Origin of the sequence: Exiguobacterium sp. SH4S7, assembly GCF_004336795.1 — a bacterium.
Classification (GTDB): domain Bacteria; phylum Bacillota; class Bacilli; order Exiguobacteriales; family Exiguobacteriaceae; genus Exiguobacterium; species Exiguobacterium aurantiacum_A.
The window spans coordinates 377176-391018 of the sequence record NZ_SJUT01000001.1 but is presented as its reverse complement, the minus strand read 5'-3'; the positions used below and the strand labels follow the sequence as shown (position 1 = coordinate 391018).

Sequence of the window (13843 nt, the reverse complement as noted above, 5' to 3'; positions counted from 1 at the left end):
AACCATGAACGTCGCAATCGTCTATAGTTCAATGAGCGGGAATACAGAAGAGGTCGCCGAGTTGATTCAGGCGACCCACGTCAATCGGGGCGACCGTGCCGTCTTGTACGAAGCGGACCGCATCGGCCATCGCGAGGCCCAAGCGCTCGCCACGTACGACCTCGTCTATTTCGGGTCGTACACGTGGGCCGATGGCGTCTTGCCAGACGAGATGAAAGATACGTTCCGGCTTCTCTTGAAAGAGCAGTCGGTACCGATTCGTCAAGCCGCCGTCTTCGGGACGGGTGACAAGATGTTCGTTCATTTCTGCCGCGCTGTCGACGAGATGGCATACCACCTTTCGAAGTTTGGAATCCCCCTTGCCGGTGAACTGTTGAAAATCGAACAGTCGCCGCGCAACCAACCGTACAACGTCCGTGCTTGGACCGAACGGTTGGCACGAAACGCCGAAGAAGGAGTACACGTCTATGACTATTCAAAAGATCAAACTACTGTCGCCCAAACATCCTAATCGGGCGACAGCCATTATCGGTGGCGAGACGAGTTCGATCGTCAACTGGAACGATATCGCCTATCCACAATTTTATACAATTTATAAACAGTTGCTGTCTAACTTTTGGATCCCAGATGAGATCTCGATGTCAAAAGACATGCAACAATGGCCGCAACTGACCGAGCGTGAACAAGACGCGTTCAAGCGCATCATCGGCTTGTTGTCGATTCTCGACTCGGTGCAGACGCGCTACATTCTCGAGTCGGCGATGTTCTCTTCCGACTCGTCGGTCCACTCGGTGCTCGCCATCATCGCCCAGCAAGAAGTCGTCCATAATCAATCGTACAGCTACGTGTTGTCGAGTCTCGTTCCGCTCAGCGAGCAGAACCGCATCTTCGATATCGCCAAAGATGACGAGATGGTCATGAAACGTAATCAGTTCATCTTAGACTTGTATGAAGACTTCCGGGCCGTGCCGAACGCAGAGAACTTCGCGAAGTCTCTCGTCGCCTCGGTCATCCTTGAAGGCATCAACTTCTATTCCGGATTCGCCTACTTCTATAACCTCGCCCGTCATCAGAAGATGGTCGGGACGTCGACGATGATCAGCTACATCCAACGGGACGAGATGCAACATTCGCATTTCGTCAGCCAGCTGCTTCGCGCCGTCTTGACCGAGAACCCGGAAATCGACGCCGACGGAAGCTTCAGCCAGTTCGTCTACGACACGATGGGACAAGCGGTCGACCTCGAGATCGAGTGGTGCGAATACGTACTCCGTGACCTCGATGGCCTCGACGTCAGCGAGATGCGTGATTACATCAAATACCTTGCCAACAAACGCCTGCGCGTCATCGGGTTGAACGATTTGTATGAAGGCTTCAACGAGGACGTCATGCCGTGGATCCGTGCCTATTCGGACGACTCGCTCAACGCGACGAAATCCGATTTCTTCGAACAAAAATCACGCTCATACGCGAAAGTGACTGACGCCAACGGTTTCGACGACTTATAAGCCAAGCCCTCGCCCATTCGGACGAGGGCTTGTTTACTACATAAAAGGAAGGCCCCGGCTCGTGTTGAGCTGGGGCCTTCTGTATACTCCTGCGCGAGCAGGTTGGAATTAATGGTACGCTCTCACGTATTGGGCAATACCTTCAGCAACACCGATTGCCATGCGCTGGCGCGATGCTTCACTGCGAAGGTGGACAATATCTTGCGGAGACGAGATGAACCCGAGTTCGACGAGTGCTGACGGCATCGTGTTATACGTGATGACGTAGTAGTTCGCCGTCTTGACACCGCGGTTTCTCATCCCTGACATTTCACCCATCAAATTCGATTGGATGTTCGTTGCGAGCACCCGACTCTTGGCACTATGGGCCGACGAGGTCGAGTAGAACGTTTCGACTCCGTTCGCCGCGGATGTCGTCGCCGCGTTCGTATGCAGGCTGACGAAGAGATCGCCACGTAAGTTTCTGGCCGCTTGGACACGTTGATTGAGCGTCAAGTAAACGTCTGTCGAACGTGTCAACCGGACTTCGTAACCATACTTCGAACGAAGATACGCTTCCGTACGTTTCGTCACGTCGAGTACGACCGTTTTCTCATAAAGCGAACTTCTCACTGCACCCGGATCGGTTCCACCGTGTCCGGCATCGAGAACGATGACCGCACCACTTGATACGCTAGGCTTTGAAGCCGATGCATACGCCGTTGAGATGTAACCATCACGGTTGTTGTATTTAATCTTGTAGAAGCCGTTCGATGAACCGTAGTGGTCGACTTGCGTGCCGTGTGCAAGTTTCCCGAGTATCGTCGAGCTGGCCGAAGCCGTCGCTCTGACGTTCAAGACATCACCCGGCGTGTTGATATACACTTTCCCTTGTGGCGATGCAGCGGGTGCTGATGGTGCCTTACCAGCAGTCAACCATGAAGTCGGTGTGAAGTAGGTCTTCGTCCCGACGAAAACGTTTGACCAGCTTGAGTTGTATGTGCTGTACGTGACGGCCGTGTACTGCGGCAAGACGAGCAATACCGACGAACTCTGGTGCGTTTTACCGAACAAGTTGATGTTGCGGTTGGCGTATCCTTGAACTTTCGTCTCGACTGGCTTTGTCGTTGTCGGCGGTTGAACCGGGGCAACGCCTGGTGTGATCCATGCCGTCGGTGTATAGTACGTGTCGCTGCCGATATAGACAGTCGACCAGCTCGAGTTGTACTTACTCGATGCGACTACCGTGTTCAACGGGAGTACTTTAACGACTTTCGATGCCTGGTTGCGCGTATCGAACAATTTCAAGTCCCGGTTCGCGTAGCCAGTCTCTGTCGTCGTCGCCGGCTTCAGTGTTCCGGCTGTAATTCCTCGAGTCGGTGTGTAGTAGGTCTTCGTGCCTTCATAAATAACCGACCAGCTCGAGTTGTGGATGCTGAACGTGACAGCGCGCTTGGCCGGGATCGTTTTCGCGACCGGTGATGTTTGTAGCGTGCGATTGAACAGCTGAATGTCGCGATTCGTGTAGCCCGATTGCTTTTTAGGCGCTGAAACGACTAACTTTGGCGCAAGGTAAGCTTTCGCCGCATAGTACGTCTTTCCATTCAAGAACACTTTGGCCCATGATGAGTTATGGACGGCATAGTTCACTTCAGTGCCTTTTTTGAGCGTCGTAACGATTTTCGCATCACGGTGTGACGTCACTCGAATGTTCAAGTTTTCTGTCGTGACGCCTGTCGATGATGCTGCTTGCGTCGTGATCGTCGTCGGTGACGAGGCGATCCGTTTAATGTACGGGGCCGAAGCATAGTAAGTGCGACTATTTAGATACACTTTATGCCATGATTGGTTATAAGTCCCATACTTTACTTTTGTGCCTTTCGGTAACGTCGTGATGACCGCTCCCGTCGTGCTTGGTGTCGATCGAACGTTTAAATTGACAGTCGTTTCGCCATCTAATGTCGATGCCTCAACCGCAGGGATTTGAGCACCGAACAACAACAGCGATAAGATGAGAGCAACTTTCAATAGCTTCATTTTCATCCAAAATATTCCTTTCTTCTCGCGCTAATTTATACTAACAACACCTTCATAGTAGCATAACGCTTTTTAAAAAAAAGTAAGTATTTGAAAAAAAGATGAATATTTTTGATAAAAAGGGGAATACTTTTCTACCAGTTTTTACGAATAATAATAAATTTGTCTATCCCATGCCATTCTTCGTCGATTATGAACGATTCCGGCACCTTCCAGTCTTGCTCGAGAGAGGACGTCATGATGAACGGATCGTCTGGTTGAAGAATGACGAACCCATCCAGCCCTTCGACATGGGCAATCTTAAAGAATCGTTCCATGTTATATTCTCGTTCTCTATATCGGCTCGCTTCCTCCGAAGGTTTAGCCTCAATTCCTCCCCAATATCGACCAGATTTAAAACGCGTGTACAATCGCACCGCCGATTCGGTGATCGGGTCAGGCGTATGGTCGAACCGCCCGAAATCGCGCGCGGATTTCTCATCGATCAGCGAACCGATTTCCGCATACAAATCAAGCTCAATCTCGCGTGCGATATCGAACACCGCTGCTTGGACGCTCTCGATTCGATACTGTAACGAACCCGGCGTCGATGATGCTTTCAATTTTTTATCCCCTTCGTAGGCGTTCAAGGTCCGGGCCACCTCCCCCGCTTCACGAACGAGCGAATAGTAAGCGCGATGAACGAGGCGCTCGCCTCGTCCGTTCGATTGATCGTCAAGTTCGATCGCATACTGATTGGCGAGACAAGTTGAAATGACGAATACATCTAACAGCTCTTCCACGAGCGCTGCCTCGTCCTGGTCATGCAAGGCACCACCCACTTCTCCCACTTCTTCTAATAATCTGGCCAAGCCTGATAGCGGCCGCCAATACCCTCCTAAGTGGATAATCATCCGATCGATTTTCTGTTGAATCTCCTTCATATTTAATCACCTATCCATCCTCTTCATTTACCAGTTGCGTGGTATACTATGCTCAATCCAATTGTTAGGAAAGGGGCAACCCCTCATGTCTCCTGTAAGACTTTGGCAATTACTTCGATTTCTCCTTGTCGGCATCGGACTCGTGCTCGTTATTTGGGGACTGAGCGTCCTCTTTACGTACACGTATCCTTTCGTGTTCGCTTTCTTGTTATCCTTGTTGACAGTCCCCCTCGTCAACTTGTTCGAGCGTCAGACGAAGATGCCGCGTGCCCTTGGCACCCTCGTTTCACTGCTAATCGTTATGAGTCTTGTCAGCGGCGTCATCGCCATCGTCGTCACCCAATTGATTCGTTACTTGACGATTGCGGCCGAAAAACTTCCAGACCAGATCGAGACGTTCACTGCCTACGTGCAGCGTATGTTCAATCAAAAAATCGCCCCGTTCGTCAACGACGCCTACGACAGCATCCAACGGTTAAACCCTGGGCAAACGACATCGCTCGAAGGTGGCATCACTGAAATCGGCGTCCAACTCGGTGCCGCGATCGGCGTCCTGTCTCGAGGTGTCGCCGGGCTCCTGCAAGACATCCTGAGCGCACTCCCGCTCGTCCTGCTCTTGTTCGTCGTCATCGTCCTAGCCTGGTTCTTCATCACGAAAGACTGGCCGTCTTACATGCGTTCGATCGAGCGGTTGAACAAACGAAAAGGCTTTAAAGAGTTCGAACTCGTCATGCTCAATTTACGCTCGGCTTTGTTCGGCTATGTCCGGGCCCAATTGACCCTCATTTCCATCACGTTCGGAATCGTCTTGATCGGGATGTTCATTCTACGTGTCGACAATCCGTTCTCATTCGCCTTGTTAGCCGCGTTCTTTGATCTGTTGCCTTACCTTGGTGTCGGAACACTCTTAGTGCCATGGGCAGCCTACGCGGCCATCTCAGGCGACTGGTTCAGCGCGATCGGGCTTCTCGTGCTCTACATCCTCGTCATCGTCCAACGCAACTTGGCCGAGCCGAAGATCGTCGGCTCTCATATCGGCCTCGATCCACTCGCGGCTTTGATCTCGATCTTTGTCGGTCTGCAACTGTTCGGTGTCCTCGGTTTCATTTTAGGACCAGTCCTCGCGGTATTGCTGAAAGCACTCTACAACGCCCAAGTATTTCATTACATATGGAAGTTCGTCCTCGGACCGATCCAGACACCAAAAGAGCGATGACCGCGTCATCGCTCTTTTGTCTTCGGTACCGCTACGAACGGTAATCCCTCTGTTTGATGCGGATGCGTCTCTAAGCCTGTCGTCCCGGCCTCATAGGCGGCGACGGCAAGGATACATGCGTCGATGATATCGTCGACTTTGACGTTCGACATCTTCCACTTCCACGGCGAACTTTTCGAATAGCGCCGCAACAGCTCGATCCGTTCGGCTTCGCCGGCCTCAGTCTTTTTGCTGAAATCGGCCTCGTGTCCGGTCATGACGGCGAAACAGACCTCCGGATGCGACTCATACACGTCTTCAGCCGTGATCGTTTGAAACTCACGAATACGCGGCACGAGGTTCCATGCTTGCTTGCTGATTCCTTTTCCAATCAGTTCGCGGCTTCTCACATTGGCGGCTTCATACGTCTGTTCCATCACGACGTCTTGAATCGGCGGCGTGAAGATCGACGACTTCCGTTGCTTCAACTGGGCCCGCATCCACGCATCGCACGTCCGGTCCGGGTTTGAGATCGTCCCGAGATCGTTCGGCATATCGACGAAGTGCATTGCCCCGTCAATCAATAAATCTTCCAACTGTTCTGAGATGGTCAAGCACAGCGAGATGCTATCGTACGTGATTCGTACCCAGCCTCCGCGTGCCCCATCAATTCCTACTCCGACCACGGCGTCCCTCCTGAATCAAAAACAAAACTCCGAGCACCGCACTAAAGACGGATACCCCCAACAACAACTGGCTCGGCCAAGCCGCATAGCCGAGGCCTGCGGCGATGGCCAAACCGATTAACATCAATCCGAATTTCAACGCTTCCATCCTTCGAGCATTGACGCGAGCGTCCGTACCATGACACCAGTCGGGCCTTTTGGACCGAGGTCACTCGCCGAAGAGCGCTCGCTCGTTCCCGCGATATCGAGGTGGAGCCACGGCGTGTCACCGACGAACTCGCCGACGAACGCGCCACCGAAAATCATATGACCGTAACGGCCCGGTGAGTTGTTCAAGTCGGCGACTTCAGATTTCCGAACTTGCTTGATGAACACATCAAAGTAAGGCATTTGCCAAACGAGCTCATTCGTTGCTCGGCTCGCCGTCTCTAGTGCCTCATAGAGCGAGTCGTCGTTCGTCAGGCAACCAGTCACCTCAGTACCGAGCGCGACGAGTACACCGCCTGTCAGCGTTGCTACGTCGATGATGGCTTTCGGCTCATACGTCTTCGCGAACGTCACCGCATCGGCAAGAACGAGTCGTCCTTCCGCATCGGTATTGAGCACTTCGATCGTTTTCCCGTTCATCGCCGTAATGACGTCGTCCGGTTTGAACGCGTCTCCTGAAATCATGTTGTCCGTTGAAGGAATGACACCGAGCACGTTGACAGCCGGTTTCGTCGTCGCGAGCGTCTCAAACAGACCGAGCACGGTGGCCGCACCACCCATATCACCTTTCATCCCGACGATCCCGTCTTTCGGCTTGATCGAGTAACCGCCCGTGTCGAACGTGACACCTTTTCCGACGACGGCAATCGGCGCATCGTCCCCGGCACCGTTGTACTCAAGCACGATCAACTTCGGTGGAATTACCGAACCTTGATTGACAGCGAGCAGCGCCCCCATACCGAGCGCCTCCATCTCTTCTTTTTCAATGATTCGATGGCTGAAACCATGACGCTCGGCCAGGTCGACGGCGTAGTCGGCTAGTGCCACTGCGTTCAAAATGTTAGCCGGCATCATCGTCAACGTCCGAGCGACGTTGACCCCACGCCCGTAAGCGGCACCCGCTTCGACGTCCGCTTCGTTCGCGTCTCCTAAAAGGGTGATCGTCACGTCCGGTGTCGCCGATTTTGGCGCCGACTTATATGTAGGATGCTCATACGTCGCCATCTCATACGCTTCTGCGAACAAGCTCGCCACGCCTGGTTCAAACGTGTCGAGCGCGACCGCGACGTCCGTGAAGGCGCGGGCTTTGATTTCTTTCGCGACTTTCCCGAACCAATTCCGCAAGTTTTCGACGGACGAATCGTTGCGTTGTCCTAAACCCACGAACAGCACGCGTTTGATGTTCCCCTCAAACGTCGGCACGATCGAGACTTCCCCTGTCTTCGTCGAGATGTCAGCTGACTGGATGAGCGATTTGACGCGCCCGTTGAACAACGTGTCGAGCCCTGTTTCGACGGCGTCGGCCGCCCCGATTCCGACAACGACCGTGTCGTGTGAACCGGTCCAGTCTAATTCAGCGAATTGATACATATTTGCCACTTCCCTTCTTTATATAAGGTAAGCATAACGAACTTCATCGAAATAATGAAATAGTATGCGCAATCGTCGCTAATTCTTCAAATTCAAAGGCTATCTCCTCGTTGTGACGATGTTTTATTTTATGATAGGATAGGAAAGTACGCAATCAGGCATCCCTCGTGCTCGAGGCGAGGCCATTTTGTTCGGTCGAGGCTTCCCCTAGTAGTAGACCGTTGCTACTTTAATCTTCCGGGTTTTCGTTAGTTCCTTTTTCATTTCGGGTAAGAACTAACGAGGTAACGTTGGAAAAAACACTATTTCTTTGAAGAGAGGGATTACGCTTATGTCACACATTAAAGGTATTGGCGCATCTGCAGGAATCGCAGTTGCGAAAGCATTCGTCATGGAGACACCTTCATTTGACATCCCGACGAACAAAATCGAGGACGTAGCCGCTGAGAAGGCACGCTTCCAAGCAGCCATCGCTCAGTCGAAAACAGAACTCGAAGAAATCCGCCAGATCACACTGCGTGAACTCGGAGAAGACAAGGCTGAGATCTTCTCGGCTCACTTGCTCATCGTGGAAGACCCAGAGATCGTCTCGCAAGTGAACGAAAAAATTGAAAGCGAACACATGAACGCTGCGAAAGCGCTCGATGAAGTCGCTCAAACGATGATCATGATCTTTGAATCGATGGACAACGAGTACATGCGCGAGCGCGCGGCTGATGTCCGCGACGTCACAAAACGCGTCATGGCCCACATCCTCGGCGTCACGTTCATGACACCTGCTTCAATTTCTGAAGAAGTCATCATCATCGCTGAAGATTTGACACCGTCTGACACGGCTCAGCTCAACCGCAAATACGTCAAAGGGTTCGCGACAAACATCGGCGGTCGTACATCACACTCGGCCATCATGTCGCGCTCACTTGAAATCCCGGCAGTCGTCGGAACGAAAGTCGCACTCGAAGAAATCAAGAACGGCGACCTCGTCGTCATCGACGGGACAGAAGGAGACGTTTTCGTCAATCCGTCTGAAGAACTCGTCAATGAATACGTCGCTAAACGTGCGTCATTCGAAGCCTACAAAGAAGAGTTGAAACAACTCGTCAACGAAGAGTCTGTCACGGCAGACGGTCATAAAGTGAAACTCGCGGCGAACATCGGGACACCGAACGACCTTGAAGGCGTTCTTAAAAACGGTTCTGATGCGATCGGTCTTTACCGGACAGAGTTCCTTTACATGGATTCAGAAACATTCCCGACTGAAGAAGAGCAGTACACGGCATACAAAACAGTAATCGAAGGCATGGAAGGCAAACAAGTCGTCATCCGTACGCTCGACATCGGTGGAGATAAAGAATTGTCTTACCTCGACCTCCCGAAAGAGATGAACCCGTTCCTCGGCTATCGCGCCATCCGCCTTTGCCTCGAAGAAACGGACTTGTTCCGCACACAGCTTCGCGCCCTTCTCCGCGCCTCGGCTCACGGTGACCTCGCTATCATGTTCCCAATGATTGCGACACTTGAAGAGTTCCGCGCAGCGAAAGCCCTTCTTCTCGAAGAAGAAGCGAAGTTGAAAGCAGAAGGCGTCGCTGTCGGTAACTACGAGACAGGAATGATGGTCGAAATTCCTTCGACAGCCGTCATGGCGAAACAATTCGCGAAAGAAGTCGACTTCTTCTCTGTCGGCACGAACGACTTGATTCAATACACAATGGCAGCTGACCGCATGAACGAGAAAGTCTCGTACTTGTACCAGCCGTTCAACCCGGCCATCTTGAACCTTCTCCACAACGTCATCACAGAAGCACACAAAGCAGGCAAATGGGTCGGCATGTGTGGCGAGATGGCTGGAGAAGAGCTTGCGATTCCAATCCTGCTAGGACTTGGCCTCGACGAGTTCTCGATGTCGGCTTCAAGCGTCCTTCGCGCACGTAGCCTCGTGAAACGTTTGACGAAAGCTGAAACAGAAGCGATCGTCAACGACGTCCTCAACATGGATACAGCCGAAGAAGTCGTCAACTTCATCAGCCAAAAATTCGATATTAAAGCATAATCAAAAGTGGCTCTCGCAATTTGCGAGAGCCACTTTTTTTTGCGCTTATTCCGCGCCTTTGTCATCCGTTCTAAAATCGAGCGCTTCCCCGGCGACGACCGTCTCTCCGAACGGTACGACGACGACTTTGCCGTCCCCGTTCGTCCAAATGATCGGCGTGATGAGCGACGGGACTTTGTCACGGATCAAGTTGAGGTCGACATCGAGCAGAATATCTCCAGCTTCGACGCGGTCGCCTTCTTTCACTTTGGCGACGAACCCTTCCCCTTTCAGATTGACCGTATCAAGACCGACGTGGATGAGAATCTCGCGTCCGTCGTCCGCGAGCAGCCCGATCGCGTGTTTCGTCGGGAAGAACGTCGTGATCTGACCGGTGACCGGTGCCACGACTTGGCCGGAACTCGGCTCGATCGCGAACCCTTCACCCATCATCCGGCCCGAGAAGACTTGGTCCGGTACATCGTCAAGCGACAAGATGACACCCGACATCGGTGCGAGGAAGCGATGGTCGGCATGCTCGGCCGCTTCCGGCGTGATGACCGCTTTTTCTTTCGGTTTGTACTCGCCACCTTCGATGATGGCGGCGATTTGCGATTTGAGTGTATCGGACTTCGGTCCGAAGATGGCTTGAATGTTATCCCCGACTTCAAGCACACCGGCGGCACCAAGATCTTTCAGCAAGTCTTTATCGACTTGTTTGACATCGTTCACGGTGACACGGAGTCGTGTGATACAAGCATCAAGATGCTTGATATTCTCAGGGCCACCGAGGCCAACGAGCACTTCGTACGGAAGGTCATCGTCGACAACCGTTCGGGCGCCACGCCCTTCGGCGACGACGTCACGACCTGGAACTTTCAAATCGAACTTCGTGATCGCGAAACGGAATCCAAAGTAATAGACGACCGCGAAGACGAGACCGACTGGAACGACGAGCCACCAAGCGGTCCGGTTCGGTAATACCCCGAACAGCAGGTAGTCGATGAGTCCGCCCGAGAACGTCATCCCAATTTTAACGTTGAGCAAATGCATCGTCATAAACGATAGTCCAGCGAACACGGCGTGAATACCGAAGAGAAGTGGTGCGACGAAGACAAACGAGAATTCGACCGGTTCAGTGATACCAGTCAAGAATGAAGTGAGGGCTGCTGAGAAGTAAAGTCCTTCCACGTCTTTACGACGCTCTTTCGGGACCGTGTGGTACATGGCGAGACAGGCGGCCGGTAACCCGAACATCATGAACGGGAACTTCCCAGTCATGTACGTCCCGGCTGTGAATTCGACGCCGTCACGAAGCTGGGCGAAGAAGATCCGTTGGTCCCCCTGAACGAGATCCCCGGCTTGGTTCGTATATTCCCCGAACTGGAACCAAAACGGCGAGTACCAAATGTGGTGAAGACCGAAAGGAATCAATGACCGTTCGACCAAACCGAAGACGAATGCGGAAACCGCGACGTTCGCCTCAATGATCGTGCTCGAGAACGTATTAATGGCAGTACCGATCGGCGGCCAAATGTAGGCGAGCGCGATCCCGATCACTAAACTGAACGCGGCGGTCGCAATCGGAACGAAACGTTTCCCAGCAAAGAATCCTAAGAAGTCCGGCAACTTGATGTTAAAGTACTTGTTATACGCGAACGCGGCAATCAAACCGGCGATGATACCACCGAATACCCCCATTTGGAGCGTCGGGATACCAAGTACCGATGCATAGGCAGGATCCCCCTGGACAATTTCTGCAGTAATCCCGTTCCACGTGCTGATAACTTTGTTCATGATCAAATAACCAACGATAGCTGCTAACCCGGCAACACCGTCTCCGTTGGCCAGCCCAATGGCGACCCCGACGGCGAACAACAGACCTAAATTGGCAAACACGATATCCCCGGCATCGGTCATGACTTGCCAAATGAGGACGAGTGCATCGTTTGCCAAGAAAGGTAACAGCGAAACGAGATCAGGATTTTGGAACGCCGTACCAAATGCAAGTAATAGACCGGCTGCCGGCAAAATCGCAACCGGAAGCATGAGCGCCTTCCCGATCCGCTGCAATACGCCAAACACTTTCTTCCACATCATGGTTCCTCCTTTTGTCAGAATACTTACTTTTCCCCATCTGATACCAGGCTGAAACCGTTTCCCCATACAAAAAAAGCCAACCCTTAATGGATTGGCTTAATACTTAGTTTGCTTTCTTTTCGTTACCTGAAGCGATGACCGCTTGCATCTCTGATTTCAATGCATCCGAACGCGGTCCAAAGATGGCTTGAATGTTGTTACCGACTTCAAGGACACCAGCTGCCCCGAGACGTTTCAACTCTTCTTTGTTCACTTGGCTCTTATCTTTAACTTCGACGCGAAGACGTGTGATACATGCGTCAAGGTGTTTGATGTTTTGTGAACCACCGAAACCAACGAGGATATCTTGTGCAAGTTCCGAACCAGTAGCTGTTGATTGCTCAACGACTTCATCTTCACGGCCCGGTGTTTTAAGGTTGAACTTACGGATAACGAAACGGAATCCGAAGTAGTAAATGACTGCGAACGCGAGTCCGACTGGAATGACGAGCCACCATGCTGTTTGGTTAGGAAGTACACCGAAGAGAAGGTAGTCGATCAAACCGCCCGAGAACGTCATCCCGATTTTGACGTTCAAGATGTGCATGACCATGAATGAAAGACCAGCGAAAACTGCGTGTACTGCGAACAAGAGTGGAGCTACGAACAAGAATGAGAACTCGATCGGCTCTGTGATACCTGTCAAGAACGATGTGAGTGCTGCCGAAGCCAAGAGACCGCCGACGACCGCTTTACGCTCAGGACGTGCTTCATGGTACATCGCAAGTGCTGCTGCAGGAAGACCGAACATCATGAACGGGTATTTACCAGTCATGAACGTACCGGCTGTAAGCTCGGCACCGTCACGGATTTGAGCGAAGAAGATCGCTTGGTCACCGCGGACGATGTTGCCAGCTGCATCCGTGTATGATCCGAATTCGAACCAGAACGGTGAGTAGAAGATATGGTGCAAACCGAACGGGATCAACGAACGTTCAATCAAACCGAAGACGAACGCTGCGAGCGTACGGTTTTCTTCCAACATGAAGTTTGAGAACGTGTTCAAACCGTGCTGAACTGGTGGCCAGATGAGAAGCATGACGAAACCAGCGACGACAGCCAATACAGCTGTGACGATTGGGACGAAACGCTTACCAGCGAAGAAGCCAAGGAATTGTGGCAATTCGATGTTGAAGTACTTATTGTATGCCCAGGCCGCTATCAGACCGACGATGATACCACCGAAGACACCTGTTTGAAGTGTTGGGATACCAAGGACTGACGCGTAAGCCGGGTCACCTTGTGCGATGATCTCAGGTGTGAGTTCGAGCCAAACACCCATGACTTTGTTCATGATGAGGAACCCGACGATGGCTGCGAGTCCGGCAACGCCGTCCCCTGCTAAACCGATCGCGACACCGACTGCGAATAAGAGTGCTAAGTTCGAGAAGATAATTCCGCCTGCTTGCTCCATGAGCTGAGCAAACTTGACAACGCCTGCGTTCGTCAACCAACCAGCGCGTGACGTAAGGGCCGGGTTTTGCATCGCGTTACCGAATGCGAGAAGAAGACCGGCTGCCGGCAAGATCGCAACAGGAAGCATAAGCGCTTTACCGACTTTTTGAAGAACACCAAAAATCTGCTTAAACATGATAAATCCTCCTTTTGTAATTGTTTATTCTGAAACCGAACGCAGATGTCAGACAACCGACGTATCTAAACGTTTTCATAATGAACGTTTATAAAAACAGAAACAGGCATGAATAAGGTATAGAACGTAGACTTCTCCTCAATAGAGAAATCGTAGCCGTTCCACTCCTTACTCATGC

The 13843-nt window shown here is 52.0% G+C and carries 9 protein-coding genes and 2 pseudogenes; 4 read left to right on the top strand and 7 right to left on the bottom strand.

Annotation, left to right across the window (positions count from 1 at the left end; all coding sequences use genetic code 11):
• Positions 1–4 precede the first annotated feature (4 nt).
• Together EVJ29_RS01920 and EVJ29_RS01915 are read left to right on the top strand one after the other, a co-directional pair.
• Positions 5–511 (top strand): flavodoxin domain-containing protein, encoded by a 507-nt coding sequence (locus EVJ29_RS01920; protein WP_131490429.1) that lies wholly within the window; start codon positions 5–7, stop codon positions 509–511.
• The gene (locus tag EVJ29_RS01915) at positions 468–1508 is read left to right on the top strand and encodes a ribonucleotide-diphosphate reductase subunit beta (RefSeq protein ID WP_070328775.1); all 1041 of its coding nucleotides are present in this window, start codon (positions 468–470) and stop codon (positions 1506–1508) included. The genes EVJ29_RS01920 and EVJ29_RS01915 overlap by 44 nt, the downstream gene beginning before the upstream one ends.
• 108 nt (positions 1509–1616) lie before the next feature.
• Here EVJ29_RS01915 and EVJ29_RS01910 read toward each other — a convergent pair whose 3' ends face one another.
• Together EVJ29_RS01910 and EVJ29_RS01905 are read right to left on the bottom strand one after the other, a co-directional pair.
• Complete coding sequence (locus EVJ29_RS01910) at positions 1617–3530, bottom strand: N-acetylmuramoyl-L-alanine amidase (protein ID WP_131463893.1); 1914 nt, start codon at positions 3528–3530, stop codon at positions 1617–1619.
• A gap of 128 nt (positions 3531–3658) precedes the next feature.
• On the bottom strand, positions 3659–4447 hold the full coding sequence (locus tag EVJ29_RS01905; RefSeq protein ID WP_131463896.1) for a MazG nucleotide pyrophosphohydrolase domain-containing protein: 789 nt from the start codon (positions 4445–4447) through the stop codon (positions 3659–3661).
• 85 nt (positions 4448–4532) lie between these two features.
• Here EVJ29_RS01905 and ytvI point away from each other — a divergent pair, with 85 nt between their 5' ends.
• Positions 4533–5663 (top strand): sporulation integral membrane protein YtvI, encoded by a 1131-nt coding sequence (ytvI, locus tag EVJ29_RS01900; protein WP_131463898.1) that lies wholly within the window; start codon positions 4533–4535, stop codon positions 5661–5663.
• Between the two features lie 5 nt (positions 5664–5668).
• On the opposite strand, the gene EVJ29_RS01895 is transcribed toward ytvI, so the two are convergent.
• From EVJ29_RS01895 to EVJ29_RS01890, 3 genes are read right to left on the bottom strand one after another with little or no spacing between them, the layout of a single operon-like run.
• Positions 5669–6328, bottom strand: coding sequence for a DUF429 domain-containing protein (locus EVJ29_RS01895; protein WP_131441446.1), 660 nt, complete (start codon positions 6326–6328; stop codon positions 5669–5671).
• Entirely contained in the window at positions 6309–6452 is a 144-nt protein-coding gene (locus EVJ29_RS15385; RefSeq protein ID WP_161567324.1) for a hypothetical protein, read from the bottom strand. The genes EVJ29_RS01895 and EVJ29_RS15385 overlap by 20 nt, the downstream gene beginning before the upstream one ends.
• Positions 6453–6463: 11 nt before the next feature.
• Complete coding sequence (locus tag EVJ29_RS01890; protein ID WP_131463900.1) at positions 6464–7906, bottom strand: leucyl aminopeptidase; 1443 nt, start codon at positions 7904–7906, stop codon at positions 6464–6466.
• Between the two features lie 331 nt (positions 7907–8237).
• On the opposite strand from EVJ29_RS01890, the gene ptsP reads away from it, so the two are divergent.
• Positions 8238–9956, top strand: coding sequence for a phosphoenolpyruvate--protein phosphotransferase (ptsP, locus tag EVJ29_RS01885; protein WP_070328769.1), 1719 nt, complete (start codon positions 8238–8240; stop codon positions 9954–9956).
• 138 nt (positions 9957–10094) lie between these two features.
• On the opposite strand, the pseudogene ptsG (EVJ29_RS01880) reads toward ptsP, so the two are convergent.
• Together ptsG (EVJ29_RS01880) and ptsG (EVJ29_RS01875) are read right to left on the bottom strand one after the other, a co-directional pair.
• Positions 10095–12032 (bottom strand): annotated as a pseudogene (ptsG, locus tag EVJ29_RS01880) (glucose-specific PTS transporter subunit IIBC); the annotation flags it as partial.
• Positions 12033–12165: 133 nt separating this feature from the next.
• Positions 12166–13665: pseudogene (gene ptsG / locus EVJ29_RS01875) on the bottom strand (glucose-specific PTS transporter subunit IIBC); the annotation flags it as partial.
• Positions 13666–13843 lie beyond the last annotated feature (178 nt).